This window comes from Thermosipho africanus Ob7 (assembly GCF_003351105.1).
Lineage (GTDB): Bacteria > Thermotogota > Thermotogae > Thermotogales > Fervidobacteriaceae > Thermosipho > Thermosipho africanus.
Window position 1 is genome coordinate 383,017 of sequence record NZ_NKRG01000001.1, and the last position, 22,701, is coordinate 405,717.

The following is a 22,701-nucleotide window of genomic DNA, read 5'->3' on the forward strand; positions in this document are numbered from 1 at the left end:
TATTACCCTCCAAACAAACCAGATTCTTCAAAGAACCATTTATAAGCTTTTATAATTTTCTCTTTGGTATAAATTCCAGGTGTAACTTTTACATGGGAAGAATTTTTAACTCTTTCAGCCCATTTTTCAATTTCATCATCACTAACTTCAAAATTTAAATTAATTTCTAGTTTTTTAAGAAAATCGAGGATATTTCCCATGATTGCTTTAATTTCTTCAGCTTTTTTTGAGCCTGAGTTTTCTATTTCAAAAGGTAGAAAAACTGCCGTGGCAAGACCATGTTTAATATTTTTGTCAGTTGTAAAAGAGTATCCCAATGAATGTGCTATTGTTGTTCCAGTAATACTTATAGCTACTCCTGCATACATTGATGCAAGCATTAAATTTCTTCTTAATGAATAATCAGAAAGGTTGTTAACAAGTTTTGGTAAATCTTGAGAAATAATTTCGATTGCTTTGAATGCATAAAGATCTGAGAAAGAGTTTGATTTCAGAGAAAGTACAGATTCAACTGCATGAGACAGGGCGTCAAGACCTGTAGAAATAGTAAGTTCTTTTGACATGGTTAAAGTATATTTAGGCTCAAGGAGTGACAATGTAGGGAATACTATTTCATGCTTAAATCCTTTTTTTACATTATTGATAGTTAGTACAGAATATTGTGTTACTTCACTTCCTGTACCCGAAGTTGTTGGAATACAGATTATTTTAGATGCAGTTTTGTATTTACCTTGATCATAAAGATCCTCAATTGAAATATCGTTTTTACACAAGACAGCAATAGCCTTGGCGGCGTCCATTGGACTACCACCGCCAAGACCAACAATTACATCCCAGTTTTTACCAAATTTCCTTATAATTTCTTCTATCATTTCTTTAGGAGGGTTTTCAAGTGTTTCGTCAAAAATTTCATATTTTTTGTTCAAATTTTCTAAGATCCTTATTAATTCCTCAAGACTTCCATTTTTTTTAGAGCTTTTTCCTGTTATTATTAAAAAGCTTTCACCAAGTTTTTTTATTTCATCTACTGATTCATTGTAGTTGTCTTCGAAGAAAACCTTTGTTGGAAGAAAGAACCTCAATACTATCACTCCTCAAAATTGTATTTAAATACAGGTTTTCTTGAAGCACTTACATCGTCAAGACGTCTTACTGGGGTATTATATGGTGCACCTTTTACAAGCTCAGGATTTTCACGTGCTTCATTAAATATTTTTTCAAGTATTTGAGCAAATTTATCTAATGTATCTTTACTTTCAGTTTCAGTAGGTTCAATCATAAAGTCTTCATGGACAATTAATGGGAAATACATCGTTGGAGCGTGGATTCCGTAGTCTAATAATCTTTTAGCAATATCTAATGCTTTTACACCGGTTTCTTTCGTCAGTTTTTCACACGTAGATACAAATTCGTGCATACATATTCCTGGATATGCAATATCCATTATTTTGCTTACTTTAACTCTCAAATAGTTAGCGTTTAAAACGGCCATTTCTCCAGCTTTTTTCAATCCATCTTTTCCCATTGTTTTAATATATGTATATGCTCTAACCATGACCGAGAAATTTCCAAAATAGCTTCTTATAAATCCTATACTTTCAGGTTTATTATAATTTAATGTGTATTTATCCTCAATTTTAACTATTTCTGGAACTGGTAAAAACTTAGCAAGGTGTTTTTTTACACCAACTGGTCCGCTTCCAGGTCCACCCATTCCGTGAGGAGTGCTAAATGTTTTATGAAGATTTAAGTGGACAATATCGAATCCCATATCCCCAGGTCTTGTTCTTCCCAAAATTGCATTTAAATTTGCTCCATCATAATAGAGAAGAGCCCCTTTATCATGTGCCATTTGTGCAATTTTTAATATATCTTTTTCAAATAATCCAAGAGTATTTGGGTTTGTAAGCATGATTACTGCAACAGTTTCATCTAAGACTTTTTCAAGTTCATTTAAGTCAACTCTTCCATCTGGTCCTGATTTTATTTCAATTACATCAAATCCAGCCATTCTAGCTGAAGCTGGGTTAGTTCCATGTGCACTATCGGGCACAATTACCTTTGTTCTTTTGGTATCACCACGACTTAAGTGATAGGCTCTTGATATTAATATTCCAGTTAACTCACCATGAGCCCCTGCAGATGGTATTAACGTCATATCATCCATTCCAGTAATTTCACAGAGCATTTCTTTGAGATCGTACATTAACTTTAAAGCACCTTGAACAGTTTCATGTGGCTGAAATGGATGGATCATACTAAATTCTTCAAATGAGGCCACTTTCTCATTTACTTTTGGATTGTATTTCATTGTACATGAACCAAGTGGGTAAAAACCAACATCTACTGAATAATTTTTTGCAGAAAGGTTAGTATAATGTCTTACAACATCGACTTCACTAACTTGAGGAAGTCTTGGCAAGGATTTTCTTAAAAGATATTCTGGAAGATTTATTTCGTAATCTTTTATATTATTGTCAGGTAGCTGAAAACCTATTCTTCCTTCTTTGGAGATTTCGAAAATTGTCATTTATTTCCCTCCAATCCTATTAAAAATGTTTTAATAGCTCATCAATGCTTTCTTTTGTGTTTACTTCAGTACAGCATGCAAGAGCAGAATTTTTAAAGTTTGGCATTGCCTTTTCTAATGGTAGAGGACCAAGTATTCCATCATTGGCCATTGTTTTCCATTTCTCATAATAGTTTTCTCCTGCATTAAATACAAATTCGTTAAAGAAAGGTCCATTAAATGTCAAATTGTAACCTTTTTCAACTAATTTTTCTGCAAGATAGTGAGCAGCGTTATAAGACATTCTTGCTACTTTTCTAAGTCCTTCAGGCCCCATAACAGACATATAAATTGCATTTTTAAGGGCCATTAATGCATGGTTAGAACAAATGTTTGAAGTTGCTTTTGCTCTTCTAATATGTTGTTCTCTGGTTTGTAAAATCATAACGTAACCTTTTTTTCCATCAACGTCTTTTGTTTCACCAATTATTCTTCCTGGCATCTTTCTTACGTGTTTTGCTAAAGTCGTGAAGAAACCAATTCCAGGTCCGCCATAATTTGGGGTTATTCCAAGAGATTGACCTTCACCAACTACAATGTCAACACCAAATTTACCAGGAGCTTCCAAGATTGAAAGCGCTATTGGTTCACTTACTACTATAAAAACCACATTGTCTGGAAGTATTTCTTTTATTTGTTTTAAATCTTCTACAATTCCAAAAAAGTTAGGATAACCAACTACAACTGCCGATGTGTTATCGTCAATCTTAGATTTTAGATCTTCTAGATCTATTGTTCCACTTTCTGTCCATTTAACAGTTTCAATTTCAATATTTTGTGGAGTACAATATGTTTTGCTTGTAGCCAAAAATTCAGGGTTTATAGAACCAGCGGCAAGAATTTTTGTTTTATTATTAATTCTAACAGCCATTAACATTGCTTCAGCAAGGGCAGTTGCTCCATCATACATTGAGGAATTTGCTACATCCATTCCAGTAAGTTCACACATCATTGTTTGGTATTCAAATAAAGCTTGCAAGGTTCCTTGGGATACTTCAGCTTGATAAGGTGTATAAGCGGTAACGAAATTTTGGTTATTGGATAATGTTTCAACTACAGTTGGAATGTAATGGAAATATATTCCAGCACCTGCAAAAACCTTTTCTGGTTCAAAGACTTTGTTGAGTTTACTTAATGATTTAATTTCTTTTAAAACTGAAAATTCATCTTTTCCATTTTCAAGATTGTATTCTTCAATTGTTTTTGGAACATCCAAATATAAATCTTCTATAGAATTAATACCTATTTCTTTTAACATTTCCTTTATTTCTTCTTCAGTATGTGGAATATATCTGTGCATATTCACTCATCCTTTCTTTTTTATTTTTTCTTTTTTGATCTTACACTTCCTCTATAAAATGGCATTTTTACTATTTCAGCTTTAACCAATTTGTTTCTAATTTCTATTTCAATTATATCTCCTGACTTATAACCAGTTTCTATTAATGCCATGCCAATTGATTCGTCTAATGTAGGTGAAAAGGTGCCGCTTGTAACTACACCAATTTCCCTTCCATCTTTGAAAACTTTGTAGCCGTGCCTTGCTATTCCCTTATCTATTAACTTGAAACCTTTTAATCTTCTTTTTAAACCTTCTTCAAGTTGCTTTTCTAAAGCAGCTTTTCCAACAAATTCTTTGTCAAATTTTACGGCCCATTTTATACCTGCTTCTAGTGGTGTTACTGTTTCATCCATGTCATTGCCATATAGTAGTAAAGATGCTTCAAGTCTCAAAGTATCTCTTGCGCCAAGTCCTGCGGGTTTAACACCTAAATTAAGTAATTCTTCCCATATTTTTACTATTCCATCTTTATCAGTAGTATAAATTTCAAAACCATCTTCTCCTGTATAACCTGTTCTAGATATTAAAGCTTCAACATCTTTTACTTTCCCGAAAACAAATGTATAGTATCCTATACTTTCTAAATCTATATCAGTCAATTTTTGCAAAGTCTTTTGTGCGTTTGGACCTTGTATTGCTATTAGCGCATAGTCATCTGATTTATTTTCTAACTTGACATCAAAGTTTAATGCTACGTTTTTCATCCATTCAAAGTCTTTTTCAATGTTTGCAGCATTTATAACAAGGAAAGCTTTTTCGTCTGAAATTTTATATGCAAGCAAATCGTCTATGAATCCTCCATTTTCATTACACATAGCTGTATAAACAATTTCACCATTTGAGAGATTTTTAAAATCATTGGTAATTAAATAATTAACAAAATTAGTTGAATCTTTTCCTTCAACTAATACTTGTCCCATATGAGAAACATCAAACATACCAACATCTTTTCTAACAGCAATTACTTCGTCTTTAATCCCAGTGTATTGAATAGGCATTTGAAAACCTGCAAACTCAACCATTTTGGCCCCTAGCTTTACGTGCTGCTCATACAATGGTGTATATTTCATATATAATTCCTCCTTTTTAAAAGAATTAAGCAAATTATTTGCTTCATCAAAAAGATCTTTAGGTACATAAATTTCAAAAAAAGAAGTTGAACCAAAATAAGCTTTGGGGAATGGTTCATCAACTGATTTTATAACACAATCGATATTGTTTGTTTTTAGCATTCCTTCAATTAACCTTGCATTTATTTCACCATCAACCTCTAAAAGTTTTTTCCACACAATTTCATCTCCATTCTTATTCTAACACCAGAATTTAAAGTGTTAAAATTCAGTTATGAACAATAAAATGTAATTATTAAAAATATTTATATTCATTCTTTGTCATGTTAATTTATGTTAATTTTCCCAAAACCTTTTTGGAACTATACTTAGATGGGAATTATCTTTTTTATAACGACCAACTTTTGCACAAGGTTTTCCATTAACCTCAACTATGTCTGCTGTTACATCAATCTTTTTCTTTAATAATTTTGAGCCAACACCATATACATCTGCAGGAACTTGTAACTTTTCAAAAAGTCTTATTTTTTCTTCGTCAAAACCACCAGAAACTACAATTTTCAAATCCTTTAGTCCAACTTTATCAAATTCTTGTCTTGCACGCCAGACAAGTTCTGGGCAAACACCAAAAGAACTTTCATCTTTTGGAACTACGGATTTATCTCTTAAATTTCCTGAAGTGTCAAATCTTACACCCCAAATTTTGTTTTTACCTTCTCCAATAATAATAGATGGATCTGTCTGACCTAAAATGAATTTTTTCCCTGTGACATATTCATAAAAACTTTTTACTACTTTAAAAGTTGTGTTTATTACGTCGTTGTCCCAATCTACTAGGAATATTCTATTTACATGTTCTGGCATATATTTATCAAAAGCAATTGATGCAATATCTGTTTGCCCGTTATATGCAGCAATTAAAGCATGAGGAATTGTTCCCATAGATTCAATACCCCAATAGTCGGCATTTGCATCTGTTGAAACACCAAATGCTCCAGCCTTTAGTGCAGCATAGCCATCAGTGGCTTGAACCCAGAAATGATCAAAGCGAGCACTAAAAAACAGTATTGGCTTTCCATTGGCAGCTTTTACGACTCTTTTTACTGCGGTTGCTGTACTTGAAGCTCTTGCAATAACACCTAGCAATACAGTTTCAAGATAACCAAAATATGTAGGATCGCCTTCTATTGTTAGAATAGGCGTCCCTTCTTTTACATCATCTCCATCATAAGCTGCTCTTACTTCAATTTCATCCCACTTATCTACCCAGAGATCGTTTAGTTTTAATCTAAGCTGCCATTTGTTTTCAGTTAATTTAACTATTTCTTTTATATCTCCTTCAATACTAAGACTTTGCATTTTTTTATCTATTTCAAGCATATTTGAAAATAATTCTCTTGCTTTATCTTCATCTTTATAGTATCCAGTACAAAACTTTAGTATTGCAAGTGCTTCATCAATACCGCATATAGTTGCATCTTGGCGTGGAAAGAATTGGTAATAAACCCTTGGATGGTGGTTATCCTGCTTTAAAATTTCAACATACCTTGTAAAATACTTATCAGAATAATAGCCCATTCTTATTTTATCAATAGGTAATTTGAATACCTTTGGATGAAGTCTAGTCATAATCTTCCTCCTTTTTTATATCCTATTTTTTCTTCTGTCTTTGTAAAGTAATGGAATTAATAAAGTTAAAAGTATTGAGAGTATAGAAAACCAATCACCGAATTTTTGATAAAATGTTCTTGAATTTTTTGCACTTATGTTTAAAATTCCGGTAGTTTTATTTCTAAGCGGAAGTATTTTTTGAATTCTTCCAAAATTATCTACTACACCACTTATGCCTGTGTTTGAAACCTGTACTACATATCTTTGATTTTCTATTGCTCTAAAAACAATTTTTGAAAAATGTTGCCATAAAGCAGTATCATGTTTATACCAACCGTCATTTGTAATAACAAATAGAACTTTTGCTCCATTATTTGAAAGATTTCTTGAAATTTCAGGGAAATAGCTTTCAAAACAAATTTGAATACCAAATTCAGGGAATCCATCGATTTTAAATGTTTTGAATTCATTTCCTGGGGTAAAATAAGCTACTCCTTTTAAGAATTCAAACTTTTTAAAAATTTTTTCATATGGTAAGAACTCAACAAATGGAAAGAGTTTTATTTTATCGTACTTACCTACTAGATTTCCATTGGCATAAACTAAAGTACTATTTTTAGGTTGTGAGTCATAAGTTGGAAAACCTAAAATAATAGGTTTTCTTTTGCTTATATTTTTTAATTTTTCTTCAAGCTGAGAATTTCTGATATCTTCGGTTGCAAAAACTGCCTCTGGCAAGATATGAAGGTAGTTATTGGGAGTATTAGCAATTAAATTTTCAATGTTGTACATAATTTTTTCGCTTTTTGATGTGTATTTTATTTGTTGTTCGTAGTTTGTTTGAACTGCAACTATTGGAACATTAGCGCTATTAAGTGGAAGGTTAGTTGAAACTATCCAATTTGCAAGATATATAAAGCTAATTGTAATTATAATTACTTGTATTTTTGACTTTTTAATGTAGAGTATGTAATTAATGAGCACTATTAAAAACACTATTCCAAGAGTTCCTGTAATTGATGCGATTTGAATAATACCAATATCTTTATATAAGGCATCGGAAAGTCGAATACCAGTAAACCCTAGTTCACCAATTCCGCGTAAAAACTCTGAAAATGTAAATGCAGAAGATACAAATAGTGCTTTTGGAATATCACCTTTTATTCTGTCTATAAAATAACCATATAATGCACCAAATAATAGAAAAGGAATAGCTTCAACTAGACATAAAAGTAAATATACAAAGAAACCAGTTACAGAAGAAAATTTTCCAAAAAATTCTGGAAGATTTTTTGTAAGAATCGGAATTACCCAATACAATGAGATAAAAGTCAATAAGTATTCATATAAAAATGCATACAAAAATGAAAGTTTTCTATTTTCCATTGATTTAAATAAAAATATTAGTGAAAACCAAACAATACCGCCCCATAGAAAGCCTGGCATTGAAAGTGCTGTAAGAATTGATGAGATTATTGCAAAAATCATAACTATCCCACCTATGAGAATAATTCAATAGATTTTTTTAGATAATAAGCAACTTTGTCTTGTTCATCTTTTTTTAGATCTGTGTAAAATGGAATTGCAAGTGTTCTTTTCGAAAGTTCTTCTGTTACAGGTAGCATACCTTTTTTGTATCCCAAATTTCTGTATAACGGCTGGAGATGTACTGGAGAAAAATAGTTTCTGGATTCTATGCCATTTTCACTTAAATATTTTATAACCTTATTTATGTCAACACCTTCAGGCAATTTTATAACATAAACAAACCAAGACATTTTTGTAACATAGTCTTTTATAGTTGGAATTTCTACGAAATCTAAAATCTTGTTATAATACATTGCAACTTTATTTCTTTTTTCAATAATATAGTCAATTTTTTTCATTTGTGAATACCCAAGAGCAGCAGACATTTCATCTAACCTATAGTTATAACCAATTATTTCATGAGATAGCCAGCCATTGTTTGTCCTTCCTTGATTACGCATAGCCCTAGAAAGATGAGCTATTTCTTCGTCGTTGGTTACTATTATTCCTCCTTCACCAGTGGTTATTTGCTTGTTAGGATAAAAAGCGAAAGCACCAGCTTTACCAAAAGTGCCGCATTTTTTTCCCTTATATTCACTTCCCAAAGCCTCACATGAGTCTTCAATGATTTGAATGTTATATTTTTCCGCAATTTTTATAATTTTTTCCCAATTTAATGGATGACCAAATATATCTACAGCCATTAAAAATTTTACTTTTTTGGGGTCATATTTTGTTTTACCTGAATACACCATTTCCATGAACTCTTCTAGAGCATCTGGATCAATATTACCTGTATCTTTTTCAATATCTATAAATACTGGAACGCCTTTTTCAAAAAGGGCAACATTTGCGGAGGCAATAAAAGTAAACGAAGGAACTAATATAATATCGCCTTCTTGAAAAGATAAGGATTTTAGTATCAAATGTAGTGCTGAAGTTCCGCTGTTGACAGCAATAGCGTATTTTACTCCGATATATTTTGCTACTATATCTTCGAATTTTTCTAAGTAAGGACCTAACGCTAGCCTACCACTTTTTAAAACGTTTAAAACTTCATCAATATCTTCTTTTGAAATTGAAGCATTTGAAAGTGGTATTTTCATTTAATTTCCCCCTAAATATTGAGTTTTAGTTCACTAATAAGTATAACACAGTTATTAGAAAATTTGCAGGTATTAACTTTATTAGAAAGATAAACTAAAATAACTTATGTTTTAGTCAATGGATGAATTTAGTGACTTAAGGAGGAAACATAGATAAGTTAGGCAGTTTAATAATAGTAATTAGGAGATTTAGTTGCGTTGATAATGAAAAAGTTTTTTTGTTTTTAATTATATATTTGTTCATTTGCTAGAAATTTTTTCTTTTATTAACTCTGCTAACTTTCTTGCGGAATGATCATTAAAATGTACACCATCAATTGTAGTAACAAGATTTCTTTTTTTGCTGACAATATTTGAAATTTTTGGAGATCTAACAAAAATAGAATCAAGTACCATTTTAAATGGCTTTTTGGAAATAAAATATTTATTTGAATTAGTTTTTAATTGAGATTTTTGCCAAGAATTGAAGTCAACTAATTTAAACGGGTAATCTTTACATAATTTATGAATTATTTTATTGTATTCATCAACTTTTTTGTTTAACTCATTATTTAAATTTTCTCCTATACATGGTATATTTATGATTAAAACGTTTTTATCCACCAAAAGTTCTAATAAGTTTTTATAGTTTTTTTCAAATTCTTCGATGTTTTTTGAGGGAATTCTTCCTGAAGCAATAATCTTTTTAACTGTTTTTTGCCATTCTGGTGAGTAGTTATATAAGAATGGCAAAAGTATATCATTAGTTCCAATTTCTATTATGATATTTTCTACAGTTTGACTATTTAGAAAATTTTTTAGTCTATTGTATAGACCAAGAGTGGTATCCCCGCCTTTTCCATAATTAAGAAATTCTTTTCCTAAATATTTTACGTATGACACTCCTGGTATTCCTTCTGTTATGCTGTCACCAAAACAGTAGTACATATTCTCACCTTGTTTATTATTTATTGTAATTCTATTTTAACATGAATTAAGTTTTTTAATTACTTTTTCAAGTCTGTATAGCATTTCATCTATTTCATGATGCGTAATATTAAGAGCAGGGAGTAATCTAATAGTATTACCTTTTACAACATTTAGTAGTATTTTTTCATTTAAACCATATTCAATGATTTTTTCTGAATAATTGTTATTATTAATCTCAATACCAAGCATTAAACCAATACCTTTAATCTCTTTAATTATTGGATAATTTTTCTTTAAAGTTAATAATTTATTTTTTAGATAGCTTGATTTTTCTTTTACACTATCTAGAAATGTTTTTGTTATTCTATTGATAACAGTTTTTCCTGCAGCAAGAGAAACAGGATTTGGTGCAAAAGTTGAACCATGTTCCCCAACAGAAAAAACATCTTTATATTTTCCTGTAAATATAGCGGCAGATAGTGGTAGGCCGCCGCCAAGTGATTTTGCAACTGTTACGATATCCGGATTAAGATTAAAATTTTGATATGAGTAAAATTCTCCTGTTCTTCCTAAGCCAGCTTGAACTTCGTCTGCAACGACAATGTAATCATAAATATCTTTATACTTATTTATTACTTCTACAAAATCTTTGTTAACGGTATCAAGTCCACCACTTCCGTGTACACATTCGACAAAAATTGCAGATATTTTATTTCCTTCATTCTCAATAAAATTTTCAAGTTTTTTTGAATCATTAAATGGTAAAAATGCAATATTTGAAAGTAATGGTTCAAATTGCTCTCTTAAATTTTGAAATCCAGTTATAGAAAGAGAACCGATTGATCTTCCGTGAAAATTATTTTCAAATGAAATAATAATTCCTTTTTTTAATTTCTTTATAGCTTTCAAAGCTGCTTCGTTAGCTTCTGTTCCTGAGTTTGCAAAAAATACAGTACCATCTTTTTTGGTTTCTTCTACAAGTCTTTTTGCTAGAAAAATTGCATTTTCATCGATAAAAAAGTTTGAAATGTGCGTATATTTTTTTATTTGCATTGAAATTGCTTCATTAATTTCTTCATCGCAATGCCCAAATGAAAGAACTCCTATTCCAGAAAATGTGTCAAGGTACTTTTCACCACTTTCATCATAAATCCATATTCCTTTAGCATTTTTAACTTTTATTGGTAATCTTTTGTAAGTGTTTGAAATAAACATGTTTTCATCCTCCAAGTGAAAATTCTTTTGCAAGTTCTTTTAACAATAGTTCAGATTTTTCTTTAGAAACTAAGACAGAAATTTTTATTTCTGAAGTAGTGACTAATTCTGGAATAATGTTATTTTCATAAAGAACTTTGAAGAATCTTGCTGCAACACCTGGACTTGATTTCATACCAACCCCAACAATTGAAACTTTATCAAACATTCCCTGATAAGACATTTCAATTAATGGATCTGCTGCCTTTATTGACTTTTCTATAGTTTCTCTAAGATCATTTAATACTGAAAATGATAAATGGAATTTTTCATTATCAGCAAACATTGAAATCATGTCAATGTTTATTTTATTATCACTTAATGTTTCAAATATTTTTTCAATTATTTTTTTGTCTTTAGGAAGGTTATTTAAAGTTATTTTTATTTGATCCTTTTCTATAGTTGCACCTGTAACTACAGGTTGTTCTAGCCATTCTGGTAATTTATCAACCACCCAAGTTCCCTCCTCTTCAGAAAAAGTTGAAGCACAATATATTTTTATATTGTATTTTTTTGCAAGTTCAACAGCTCTAGAATGTAATACCTTTGCACCAAGAGAGGATAATTCTAACATATCATCATATGTTATGTATTTTAATTTTTTAGTTGATTTAACTATTCTTGGATCGCATGTATATACCCCATCTACATCACTGTAAATTTCACAATTGACATTTAACTTTGCAGCTATTGCAACTGCACTAGTATCGGAACCACCTCTTCCAAGAGTTGTAAGATCGCCATCTTCTGTTATACCTTGAAAACCAGTTACAATGATAACTTCATTTTTTTGAAGCTCATTATTTAATTTATCTATATCGATATCAATTATTCTAGCCTTTGTATGATCGGTTGTTGTTTTTATATTTAATTGGAAAGCGTTTAATGATTTTGATTTAATTCCAAGTTCATTTAATGCAATTGAAAGTAAAGCCACAGACACCTGTTCTCCAGTTGTTAAAAGCATATCCATTTCTCTAGGATGGGGATTTTTACTTAAAGATTTAGCAAGATTAATAAGGTTATCGGTAGTTTTTCCCATTGCAGAGACGATTACAATGACCTTATCGCCATTTTCTATTCTTTTTTTTATCCTATTTGCAACTTTTAAAATTTTATCCACATCTGCTACTGATGAACCACCATATTTTTGTACAACAATCATTTGATCACCTCAATTTTCTTAATCCTTCTACGATTTGTGTTTTTTGTTTTGTTTTTTCATCAACTTTTTTAATAATTTTTGCAGGAACACCAGCTACTACTGAGTTTGGTGGAACATCTTCTATAACAACAGCTCCAGCGGCGATTACACTGTTTTGCCCTATACGTACTCCTTCAAGAATTACTGCGTTTGCCCCAACCATTACGTTATCTTCAATAATTACTGGTTGAGCACTGGGTGGTTCAATTACACCTGCTATAACTGCACCAGCACCAATATGACAATTTTTACCGATTATAGCTCTTCCGCCAACTACTGCATTCATATCTATCATTGTCCCTTCGCCTATTTTTGCTCCTATATTAATAACTGCTCCCATCATTATTACTGCACCGTCGCCGATTTCAACTAAATCTCTAATTATGGCTCCAGGTTCAATCCTTGCATTGTATTTTGCTAAGTTAGCAAGAGGGATTGCAGAATTTCTTGCTTTGATTTCTAACTTGTATTTTTCGATATGTTCTTTGTTGTTTTCAATTAACTTAACTATTTCTTCATATTCACCAAATAAAATTCCAAAATTTTCAGTTCCAATAAATTCAAGAGACTTAAAGTCTATATTTTTGAGATTCCCTGTCAAGTAAGCAACAGTTAAAGTTTTCTTTTTTGAATTTGCAATTAAGTTTATAATTTCCTGTGTATTCATATGAATGCCTCCTTTATAATGTCTTTGAATGTATAAAAACCACTTTTTTTATTTAAAATAAACTTAGCAGCTTTTAGTGCTCCTAATGCAAAAACTTTTCTTGAAATTGCCCTGTGTTTTATTTCAATCAATTCTCCTTCGTTTGAAAACAAAACAGTATGATCACCAGGGATTCCCCCTAATCTAAGAGAGTGAATTTCTACTTCTCTATTTAAAGCATTTTTTAATAAAATAGCAGTACCCGAAGGCTTGTCTTTTTTCTTTGAATGATGAATTTCTGTTATTTCACAATCCCAATCATTAAGCATTTTGGTTGCTTTTTCTAAAAGTTCTAAGAGAATATTAATACCTATTGAAAAATTATATGATTGCACAACAGCAACTTTTTTTGATAAATTTTCTAATATTTTTAAATGCTTTTCTGTAAGTGCAGTAGTTCCAATTACCAGATTGCTATTGTATTTTTCACAATAACTTGAAGTTTTTTCTAGTGCATCCGGCGTAGAAAAATCTATAATAACTTCTGGAAAATCTTCTTCGATTATTTCGTCTTTATCAATGAGTAGAACTGGTGTATGTCCATCATTTGAGAAAACATCTAAAATTACTTTTCCCATTTTCCCTTTAAAGCCCACAACTCCAAATCTCATATAACACCACATCCTTTAAGTGTTTCAGTTATTATTTTCATTGTTGACTCTGAAGCTGGAACAAGTGGTAGTCTCAATTCATTATTTATAAATTCCATTATCGATAAAGCTGCTTTTACCGGAATTGGATTAGTTTCAATGAATAAGTTTTTAAATAGCTTATAATATGAAAAATGAATATTTCTAGCCTTTTCAATTTCCCCATTTTTTATAAAATTAAACATTTGAACCATTTGTAAAGGTATAACGTTTGATGCTACTGAAATTACCCCATCTCCACCACTTACAAGTAGCTGAAAAGCCGTATCATCATTTCCCGAAAAGATTTTAAAGTCTTTTAATTCTTTTAGTAATAGTAAATCTTTATTGATTTGTTCAAACGATGAATTTGCTTCTTTTAATGCCTTAACATTTTTGCAGTCACTAGCAATTTTATATACGGTCTCTGGGAGTATATTTATGCCAGTTCTGCTAGGAACATTGTATACAATTATTTCTAAATCTGTATGTTCAGAGATATATTTATAATATTCATACAAGCCATTTTGAGTTGGCTTGTTATAGTAAGGGGTTACAATTAAAAGACCATCTGCACCGTTTTTTTCGGCATTTTTAATTAATTCTATTGTATGATTTATTCCATTTGATCCTGCTCCAACTATAACTTGGGCTTTATTACCAGATACTTCCTTTGCTTTTTTTATCAATATTTCTCTTTCATCTAGAGAAATGTTTGGTGCTTCACCTGTAGTTCCTAAAACTATTATTGCATTAATTTGATTGTTAATTTGGAAATTTAATAGTTTTTCATAGCTTTCTATATCTAATTTCCCTCCTTTAAAAGGTGTAACAATTGCAGTTCCTATTCCTTCAAACATTTTCCACACCTCCTTCAAGGTAGATACCATCATTTAAGAAATGAACAAAAAGAGTTCCACCACGTGCCTTTACTTCTATTTTTTCTAAGTTATTTTTGTTGAAGACATATGCACTAGCTGTTGTTCCGCTTCCACATGCTAGAGTTTCGGCCTCAACACCTCTTTCAAAAGTTCTAATTTTAATTGTTTTTTCATCTAGGACTTGGACAAAATTAATGTTACTATTTAGCTTTTCTCTTAAACATTTTCCAATTTTGTTAACATCTATATTTTCTACGTTATCAACAAAAATTACAAAATGTGGTACTCCAACATTTAAAAGAAAACCACTGAAAGAATCGATTGTTAATTTTTGTGTTATATTTGGTGCAGGCATTTTAATCATGACACCATTTTTGGTAAGCTTTCCAGTAATTTCTCCAGCGTATGTATTAAATTTAACCAAATCTTCTTTAACATACCCTTTTTTCATCAAATAATATAAAAATGTTCTTGCTCCATTACCACAGAATGCAGCTCTATTTCCATCTTTGTTGAAATAATCCATAAAAAATTGGCTATCTCTTTTTTCAACAAAAATTACGCCATCTCTATCTTTTGAATTTTTAAGTACAAAGTTACTTTTTTCCTCATCGTTTAATTTTGAGCCTAAAATATCACATACTATAAATGAATTTCCTGTAGCTGTGAATTTTTCAACTATCATAACAATCCCACCATTAACATTAAAATTCTAATCGCATTTGTGGCTGCTCCTACTCTGATGTTATCTGCTACATTCCAAAAAGAAAATGTATATTCATCAATTTTTCTAAGTCTTGAGACATATACATAGTCACTTCCTGCTACATCGATAGGTGTTATTATTTCATTAGTAAGAATAACATTCTTTGAATTTTTAATTTGATTTTCAATGAATGAAATATCATTGAAAGGAAGTTTGGTTTTAACGACAATAGCTTCTGAATGTCCATAAAATACAGGAACTCTCACGGTAGTAGGATAGACATTTATTGAGTAATCATCAAGGATTTTTCTTGTTTCATTAATCATTTTATGTTCTTCGGTACTAAAACCGTCTTCTTCAATTTCACCGATTAATGGAATAACATTGTGAGAAATTTGCTTTGGAAAAACTGTTTTTGATTTATCTCCTTCTAATTGCCTTTGCAATTCTGAGATTGCTTTGTAACCTGCCCCTGAAACAGCTTGGTATGTTGAAACAAATATTTCGTTGATTTTGAACTTTTCATGAATTTTATATAGAGATAAAACCATTTGAATTGTTGAACAATTTGGATTAGCTATTATTCCCCTATAGTTTTTTAATAAATGTCCGTTAATTTCAGGAACAACTAAAGGAATTTCTTTTTCCATTCTAAAAGCGGATGAGTTATCTATTACAATATTTCCTGCTTTTGCAGCAATTGGTGCAAAGATTTTTGAAACAGTTGAACCCGCTGAAAATAGTAAAAAGTCGAATTTTTGTATCATTGAGTCTTCAGTCAATTCTTCAACGACAATTGAAGCGTTATTAAAAGTTAAAGTTTTTCCAGAAGATCTTTTAGATGCAAAGAGTTTTAATTCATTTACAGGAATCTTAAAATCTTCTAATACTTTAATCATTGTTCTTCCAACTTCACCTGTTGCACCTACTATACCAATTTTCATTTGGACACCTCCTAATAAAAAAACTCGCCTCGTGAAGAGGCGTTCGTTGAGAAAATATAAAATTATTCTCAACGATCGGCTCTCCACGGATATTTCCGTGACAGTGGCACAGGTATTCCCTGTACCCCCAGGCATGTAAGGTGGGAGAAACCTTACACCCTTCGGCGTCCTCGCCTTTCAGGCTCTCTCAATATTCTCCCCTTGAAAGAGAACCTTACTCATCTCGGACGCGCCTCCGATCGTATTTGTTAACTATTATAACAGAATTATAGTAAATATATGTTACAAATTAGTTAATATAGAAAATAGTTTGTTAAATATAACCATTCCAAGTAGTGCGAAAGGATATGTTGCACCGTATCCTGCTGTTACAAGTTCACTTTTTGTTGACTCTAAAGCGGCTCCTAGTCCTGGAGTACTTGTCATACCACCAGTTATTGCACCAGCAAGTATTATCCAATCAAGTTTGAAGATATATTTTCCTATTATATAACCAACTAAAATTGAAAAAATGGCGCAGACAAATGAAATCACCATAAGATATAAACTTTCTCTGTTGAAATTTGAAATTACCTTATAACCGCTTCTTAGACCAATCGATGATAAAAATATTACAAGACCTAAGTTTTGAAAGACCTTTAGTATATTTTTATTAAATTCAAAACTTAGATTGCCTATTTTTCCAAGTGAGCCTAAAAATAAAGAACTTAATAATATCCCACCAGTGTTTCCGAGTTTTAAGGATGCAAATTTAAGGTTTAAATTTAAATTTCCAATTAGTATACCTAAAATTATAACTATTGAAAAGCTAATAAAATTAAAATTGTAATCTTTTGAATTATCGATACTTTCAAATTTATATGATTCTTTTTCTTTATTTATATTAATTTTAAAAATTATAGGAATAAAATAGATTGAAAATATTACTGCTAAAACACCGGGTATATAACCAACTGTATAGCCATAAATAATATCGGCAGAGCCTTCTTTTATGCTTTCAAGTGCACTAGCTAGACCAGGTGAGCTTGTCATACTACCAGAAAAAACTCCTAACAAATTGAGGTTGTTTAAATTGGTAAAGTAGGTAAAAAGTAATGTTGAAATAAATCCTGAAAAAGTTATTAAAAAACCCAAAATTATAAATTTAAAGCCGTGAGTTTTGAGAATTTTTTTAATATCTCTTGAAGCAATTAAGCCTATTGAAGATACAAACAAAATGAGTGAGAAATTAAAAAACGTGTTTAAAGTATTTTGAATATTAATTAATTCTTTTTGAGAGTTTATAAACAATGGAAATAGCCAGCCAAAAAAAAGACCAGCAAAAAGTGTACCTGAAGCACCTAGTTTAAAGTTTTTAAATTGAATTTTTCCAAGCAATAATCCACTTAAAATTGAGATGAATAATAGAAAAAATGGATTGCTCATTTTACCCCTCCAATAATTCTTCTATATATTTAGCAACGAAAATCCCCATATTATTTAATTTGTTTTCTTTATACTCTATTGAACCTTCATAGCCTTCGATAATAGCACCTGCATGTCCCATTCTTTTGCCTTTTGGAGCAGTTCTTCCGGCAAAAAAAGACCTGTATATTAGCATTATAACCTTTTTTTAGAAATTTTTCTATACCTATTATTTCATCATTACCGCCTATTTCACTGATGATAACAATTTTTCTTGGATTTAAATGCGTAACAAATTCTAAAGCTTCATCTATTGAAATTCCAATTATTGGATCACCGCCTAATCCAATTGCAATTTTAATACCAGTGGATTTTTTTGAAAGGTAATTGGATACTTCGTACATTAGAGTACCACTTTTTGAAATAATTGCTATATCTCCAGGTTTGAAATCTGATGATGGCATTATTCCAATTTTACTTACTCCTGGAAGAATAATTCCTGGACAATTTGGACCTACAAATGTTATATTTTTCTCTTTTACTTTTTTATATATTTCGATCATATCGTGAATTGGAATGTGCTCAGTTATTGTGATGATTTTTTTAATTCCTGAATCAATGGCTTCAAATATAGCACTTTTAGCATAAAGGGTCGGAACAAAAACCACGCTAGTATCACATTTATATTTTTTTACAGCTTCGAACATGTTATCAAAAACAGGAATATTTTCAATATTTGTTACTTTATTGTTTTTTGAAACTCCACAAACTATATTTGTTCCATATTCAATCATTTTTTTGTGTGAAATTTACCATATTTTCCAGTAATACCTTGAGCACAGACTTTTTCATTTCCATTAATCATGATACTTCCCCTTATTGCAATTTAATCATCTCGTACATATCATCAAAATAAGCTATGTTATTTTCATCTAATATTCGTTTGGCTTCGTTTTCATTGGGTCCGGTAATTCTTACAAGTATAGGAACATTTTTATTTTCGTTTTTGAATTTTACGATTGCTTTTGCTATTTCGTCGCATTTTGTAATACAACCAAATATATTCATTATGATTTTTATACATTTAGTGATTTTAGTGATCTCATTGCTTCTAAAGTTATATTTGAATTTGCTCCACCACCAAGATCCAAAAAGTTGGCAGGTTTTCCACAATATAGATTTACTGCATCCATTGTTGCCATAACTATTCCAGCTCCACAACCGATACTGCCAATATCACCATCTAATTTTACAAAATGAAATGGATATTAATCATTTACAAATTCTTGAGCCCATTTTTGTCTAAATAATGCATTGTCATCAAGATGCATTACACAATCAAGCGCGATTAACTTGCCATTTTCATCTTCTGCAAGAAGATTAATTTCAAGAAGAGTCAATTCTTTTTCAATAAATAATTTATATAGCTAATAACAATATCGTGAAATTTATCAGGCAGCTTTTTATAATCATTTATGTTTAGATTTAAAATATTATTTTTATTGTTTTCAATTTCTATACCACCACTTTCTGAGAAAAGAATTTTTATATCTGTTTAATATTTATTTTTTCTTCAACAAGAATTGCATAAGGTTTTTCACCATGGATATCTTTTTCTAATAGATTTTATGTATTGGTGAAAAATTCGTCTTTTGTGTTTGCAAATTTCCACCTGCTTTCATTCTGCTTTCAACAAGGACTTGACTTTTTAAAACTGCTGGAAGAAATTTTACTTGTAGACTGTCTGAGTTTTTAATTACATAGCCATTTGGTGTTTCAATCCCTGCTTCTTTTAAAAGTTTTTTACCAACAAACTCATGAATTTTCACTATCTCACCTCCAAAGTATTGAATAAAAAATTTTTCTCAATCTTCCCTCGAGATTGAGAAACGTTTTGAAATAAAGGCAGGTCTCCTGGCTTCCGAATCATCCTACTCTCCACGCCTTCCCAGGAATACTTCCCAGTGGCATACTGTGGATTTCGTCCTCGGTTACAGTGGCGGGGCCGCGCTGGATTTTCACCAGCTTCCCTTTTAAGCCAAATAGGCACCTTTATTCCAAAATAATATTCACTTTTCTAGAGAATTATAACAAAAATTATAATTTTTGTAATCTTTAATTATTTTATAAAAAGCCAATTAATCGTGTATTATTCTTCGAAAGCAAATTCATTTTTAATTTTTTTAACGCTCATATTGATTATTGGACTGTTAAAAATTGATAGAGCCAGCTTTACTATATACTGTGATAATATCATATTAAACAATACGTTAAGATCATATGAGCCAAAAAAGGATACTACAACGAAAACTATAGAATCTACAAATTGAGTGATTATCATTGAAAAAGCATTTCTAAAAGTAATATTTTCATAGTTGAATAGTTTTTTAGGTAAGTTAAAAGCCCAAATATTAGTATATTGTGCTGAAAGATAAGCTAAAAAGCTTGCTAATATTATTCTTGGAGTTGAATTGAAAACTGTTATATAAGCATTATTTTTGTCAAAAATATTTGATGGTGGATAAAATATTACTAAATATGAATATATTACTAAAATAAGTGAGGCTAAAAATCCAACTTTGATAACCTTTTTTGCCATATTAGCTCCATAAACTTCAAATATTATATTAGATATTCCAAAGCTAAGTGGATAAATTAAAACTGATAAAGTGATAACAAATGGGCCAATATTAACTAGTTTTCCTGCTATTATGTTTGAGATGATAATGACGGCAGTAAACAATCCTGTTAAAAGTATTAACCTTTCCTGTGATTTTTCCATGATCAACCTCCTTATCTATATATTAACAATTCATTTAGCATCTTATTCTATAACATTGTGTAATAGATTTCAAGTAAAAATAAAGTTAATAACCTTAAATCTTTATAAATATGAAAGTTTGTATTGTTAATATTTTTTATAGTTCTAAAAAACTGAAAAATGTTTATTTTTCTGGTATAATAAATAGTAAAGGGGGTAAAAAGTATGAATAATATTTGTTTATATGATGATGGCAAGCATAAATATTACCTTCTTGGTTGGGAAGAGACAGAGGATCCAAATATGGTTCCAACTAATCAATATTTAATTATCCATGAAAATAAAGGTTTTTTATTAGATCCAGGTGGAGCTCATGTTTTTCCAAGGGTGCTCGCAAATGTATCTGAAATTATTGCTCCTGAAAATATAGAAGGAATATTTTATTCGCACCAAGACCCTGATGTTTCTTCTGGAATAACGATGTGGCTTACAATAGCAAGCAGAGCAAAAATTTATATTTCAGAACTTTGGATAAGATTTTTACCACATTTTGGCGTTTTTGATAAAAACAGAATAGTTGGACTAAAGGATAGAGGAGAAAAGGGTGTTAGATTTTCTGGATATACACTTGATTTTGTTCCGGCACATTTTTTGCATGCCCCAGGTCACTTTAATGTCTATGATCCAATCTCTAAAATATTATTTAGCGGTGATATAGGTGTTTCTTTACTACCATTTAGTCAAAGGGTGCAAATATATGAAGGCGACTTTAAAAATCTAGTAAGTGCAATGGAAGGTTTTCATAAAAGATATATGACTTCAAATGCTGCTTGTAAGATTTGGGTTGATAGAGTATCAGAATATGAAATTTATATGATTGCTCCACAGCATGGTGCCGTTTTAAAGGGAAATGTTGTCAAAGAATTTTTGAAATGGTTTAAGACATTGAAATGTGGTAGCGATATAATTGAACAATTTTACGGGAGATGATAGATATGAAAATAGATGAAAAAACTTTAAATACTTTATCATCGGCTTTTTATGTACAGAATTTGATGTTATCTTTTATGGCACAGTTGGATGAAGTATTAGTTTCAAGGATAAATGATATAAAAGATGATATAGAAAAGATTACCAGTAGATTTGAAGAATTAAATGATAATATTTTTAAGCTTCTTGAGAGTTTTTCAAAAGAAAGTAAAAGTATAGTTGAAAACGTAGAATATGCTACAGAAGTTAATCAGAAAATTAATGATGATTTAAAAAGTCTTGGAACAGATGTTGATAATGTTTCATTAAAATTTAAAGATACAATAGGTAAAACATCAGAAACTTTTGAAAAATTTTCAAAAGTAGAAGAGCTTGTAAAAGCTATACAGAGGATTGCAAAACAAACAAATTTATTGGCATTAAATGCATCTATTGAAGCTGCAAGAGCAGGAGAATATGGAAAAGGATTTTCTGTTGTAGCATCTGAAATTCAAAAGTTGGCTGAAGAATCACAAGAAACATCCGCTAATATTTCAAAGATAATTTCTGAGATTTCAAATTCTGTAAATGAATCTATTAATTCGTTAAAACAAATAGAGGGATTATTTAGTGCAGTGCAAAATTCATTAAGCGAAGCATTAAATTATATGAAAAAGAATATTCAGGTGTTAGTAAGCTCCAAAAAATTGTATGAAGATACGAGTGAAAGTTTGGAAAATGAATATAAATTGTTGTCAAATGCAGTGGAAATTTTAGGTGAAACTTCTAAGGAATTTAATACGATTAGTGAAGTCATACGTTCAATCGTTAAAGCACAAAATTCTTTGAAAGATTTAAAGTTATAGAAAGGAAGGAAATGTATGAAGGAAAAGGCTTTTTTAATTATACATGGTTTTGAACAGAGAGATGAATTATTTAAATTAATAAAGTTATTGAAAGATAATTTTCCAGAAAAGGAGCTGATTTTTGCAACGACGACTCCAACTAATTTAGAATGGAAACTATCAGATTTGATAGTTGAAATTGAAAAGGAGCATGAATTTATGAAAAAGACGAAGCAGAAGTAGAGAAAGGTTTTGGAGGTGATT

24 protein-coding genes, 1 pseudogene and 2 riboswitches are annotated in these 22,701 nt (G+C 30.5%); of the genes and pseudogenes, 3 read left to right on the forward strand and 22 right to left on the reverse strand.

What is annotated here, in order from left to right:
* Positions 1–2 precede the first annotated feature (2 nt).
* From OB7_RS01955 to OB7_RS02045, 22 genes are all read right to left on the reverse strand, one after another.
* Complete coding sequence (locus tag OB7_RS01955; RefSeq protein WP_232618026.1) at positions 3–1,091, reverse strand: iron-containing alcohol dehydrogenase family protein; 1,089 nt, start codon at positions 1,089–1,091, stop codon at positions 3–5.
* Positions 1,088–2,530, reverse strand: coding sequence for an aminomethyl-transferring glycine dehydrogenase subunit GcvPB (gcvPB, locus tag OB7_RS01960; RefSeq protein ID WP_004103670.1), 1,443 nt, complete (start codon positions 2,528–2,530; stop codon positions 1,088–1,090). The genes OB7_RS01955 and gcvPB overlap by 4 nt, the downstream gene beginning before the upstream one ends.
* A gap of 19 nt (positions 2,531–2,549) precedes the next feature.
* Positions 2,550–3,869 (reverse strand): aminomethyl-transferring glycine dehydrogenase subunit GcvPA, encoded by a 1,320-nt coding sequence (gene gcvPA, locus OB7_RS01965; RefSeq protein WP_004103667.1) that lies wholly within the window; start codon positions 3,867–3,869, stop codon positions 2,550–2,552.
* Between the two features lie 20 nt (positions 3,870–3,889).
* Positions 3,890–5,200 (reverse strand): glycine cleavage system aminomethyltransferase GcvT, encoded by a 1,311-nt coding sequence (gene gcvT, locus OB7_RS01970; protein WP_114702379.1) that lies wholly within the window; start codon positions 5,198–5,200, stop codon positions 3,890–3,892.
* 117 nt (positions 5,201–5,317) lie between these two features.
* Entirely contained in the window at positions 5,318–6,610 is a 1,293-nt protein-coding gene (locus OB7_RS01975) for a nicotinate phosphoribosyltransferase (protein WP_004103663.1), read from the reverse strand.
* A 15-nt stretch (positions 6,611–6,625) separates the two neighbouring features.
* Complete coding sequence (gene lnt, locus OB7_RS01980; protein WP_114702380.1) at positions 6,626–8,080, reverse strand: apolipoprotein N-acyltransferase; 1,455 nt, start codon at positions 8,078–8,080, stop codon at positions 6,626–6,628.
* Positions 8,081–8,091: 11 nt separating this feature from the next.
* Positions 8,092–9,225 (reverse strand): DegT/DnrJ/EryC1/StrS family aminotransferase, encoded by a 1,134-nt coding sequence (locus OB7_RS01985; RefSeq protein WP_114702381.1) that lies wholly within the window; start codon positions 9,223–9,225, stop codon positions 8,092–8,094.
* Between the two features lie 240 nt (positions 9,226–9,465).
* Positions 9,466–10,152 (reverse strand): SGNH/GDSL hydrolase family protein, encoded by a 687-nt coding sequence (locus OB7_RS01990; RefSeq protein ID WP_114702382.1) that lies wholly within the window; start codon positions 10,150–10,152, stop codon positions 9,466–9,468.
* Positions 10,153–10,188: 36 nt separating this feature from the next.
* Positions 10,189–11,349: an aspartate aminotransferase family protein gene (locus tag OB7_RS01995; RefSeq protein WP_114702383.1), complete on the reverse strand. Its 1,161-nt coding sequence runs from the start codon at positions 11,347–11,349 to the stop codon at positions 10,189–10,191.
* Between the two features lie 4 nt (positions 11,350–11,353).
* Complete coding sequence (locus OB7_RS02000) at positions 11,354–12,553, reverse strand: aspartate kinase (protein ID WP_114702384.1); 1,200 nt, start codon at positions 12,551–12,553, stop codon at positions 11,354–11,356.
* A gap of 4 nt (positions 12,554–12,557) precedes the next feature.
* Positions 12,558–13,259 (reverse strand): 2,3,4,5-tetrahydropyridine-2,6-dicarboxylate N-acetyltransferase, encoded by a 702-nt coding sequence (gene dapD / locus OB7_RS02005; protein ID WP_114702385.1) that lies wholly within the window; start codon positions 13,257–13,259, stop codon positions 12,558–12,560.
* Entirely contained in the window at positions 13,256–13,909 is a 654-nt protein-coding gene (locus tag OB7_RS02010; RefSeq protein ID WP_114702386.1) for a 4-hydroxy-tetrahydrodipicolinate reductase, read from the reverse strand. The genes dapD and OB7_RS02010 overlap by 4 nt, the downstream gene beginning before the upstream one ends.
* Complete coding sequence (dapA, locus tag OB7_RS02015; protein WP_114702387.1) at positions 13,906–14,787, reverse strand: 4-hydroxy-tetrahydrodipicolinate synthase; 882 nt, start codon at positions 14,785–14,787, stop codon at positions 13,906–13,908. Before dapA ends, OB7_RS02010 begins: the two co-directional genes overlap by 4 nt.
* Entirely contained in the window at positions 14,780–15,493 is a 714-nt protein-coding gene (gene dapF / locus OB7_RS02020) for a diaminopimelate epimerase (RefSeq protein ID WP_114702388.1), read from the reverse strand. The genes dapA and dapF overlap by 8 nt, the downstream gene beginning before the upstream one ends.
* Complete coding sequence (locus OB7_RS02025) at positions 15,490–16,458, reverse strand: aspartate-semialdehyde dehydrogenase (protein WP_114702389.1); 969 nt, start codon at positions 16,456–16,458, stop codon at positions 15,490–15,492. Before OB7_RS02025 ends, dapF begins: the two co-directional genes overlap by 4 nt.
* A gap of 68 nt (positions 16,459–16,526) precedes the next feature.
* Positions 16,527–16,704: riboswitch (Lysine riboswitch) on the reverse strand.
* Positions 16,705–16,740: 36 nt separating this feature from the next.
* Complete coding sequence (locus OB7_RS02030) at positions 16,741–17,883, reverse strand: aspartate-alanine antiporter-like transporter (protein WP_114702390.1); 1,143 nt, start codon at positions 17,881–17,883, stop codon at positions 16,741–16,743.
* Between the two features lie 86 nt (positions 17,884–17,969).
* Complete coding sequence (locus OB7_RS02035) at positions 17,970–18,656, reverse strand: succinate--CoA ligase subunit alpha (RefSeq protein WP_249030989.1); 687 nt, start codon at positions 18,654–18,656, stop codon at positions 17,970–17,972.
* 82 nt (positions 18,657–18,738) lie between these two features.
* Entirely contained in the window at positions 18,739–18,930 is a 192-nt protein-coding gene (locus OB7_RS09890; RefSeq protein ID WP_211305589.1) for a hypothetical protein, read from the reverse strand.
* Positions 18,931–18,938: 8 nt separating this feature from the next.
* Positions 18,939–19,064 (reverse strand): hypothetical protein, encoded by a 126-nt coding sequence (locus OB7_RS10140; protein ID WP_258167430.1) that lies wholly within the window; start codon positions 19,062–19,064, stop codon positions 18,939–18,941.
* A 66-nt stretch (positions 19,065–19,130) separates the two neighbouring features.
* Complete coding sequence (locus tag OB7_RS10145) at positions 19,131–19,262, reverse strand: hypothetical protein (protein ID WP_282956776.1); 132 nt, start codon at positions 19,260–19,262, stop codon at positions 19,131–19,133.
* 216 nt (positions 19,263–19,478) lie between these two features.
* Positions 19,479–19,691, reverse strand: a complete 213-nt coding sequence (locus tag OB7_RS09895; RefSeq protein ID WP_049750515.1) for a hypothetical protein — start codon at positions 19,689–19,691, stop codon at positions 19,479–19,481.
* Positions 19,692–19,749: 58 nt separating this feature from the next.
* A riboswitch (cobalamin riboswitch) is annotated at positions 19,750–19,931 on the reverse strand.
* Positions 19,932–20,011: 80 nt separating this feature from the next.
* Positions 20,012–20,644: a queuosine precursor transporter gene (locus OB7_RS02045; RefSeq protein ID WP_004103639.1), complete on the reverse strand. Its 633-nt coding sequence runs from the start codon at positions 20,642–20,644 to the stop codon at positions 20,012–20,014.
* Positions 20,645–20,848: 204 nt separating this feature from the next.
* Here OB7_RS02045 and OB7_RS02050 point away from each other — a divergent pair, with 204 nt between their 5' ends.
* From OB7_RS02050 to OB7_RS02060, 3 genes and pseudogenes are all read left to right on the forward strand, one after another.
* Complete coding sequence (locus OB7_RS02050; protein ID WP_114702391.1) at positions 20,849–21,613, forward strand: oxygen-binding di-iron domain-containing protein; 765 nt, start codon at positions 20,849–20,851, stop codon at positions 21,611–21,613.
* Between the two features lie 365 nt (positions 21,614–21,978).
* A pseudogene (locus tag OB7_RS10200) lies at positions 21,979–22,458 on the forward strand (methyl-accepting chemotaxis protein); the annotation flags it as partial.
* 15 nt (positions 22,459–22,473) lie between these two features.
* A complete protein-coding gene (locus OB7_RS02060) occupies positions 22,474–22,680 on the forward strand; it encodes a DUF3783 domain-containing protein (RefSeq protein ID WP_114702393.1) in 207 nt (68 codons plus the stop codon).
* Positions 22,681–22,701: the final 21 nt, after the last annotated feature.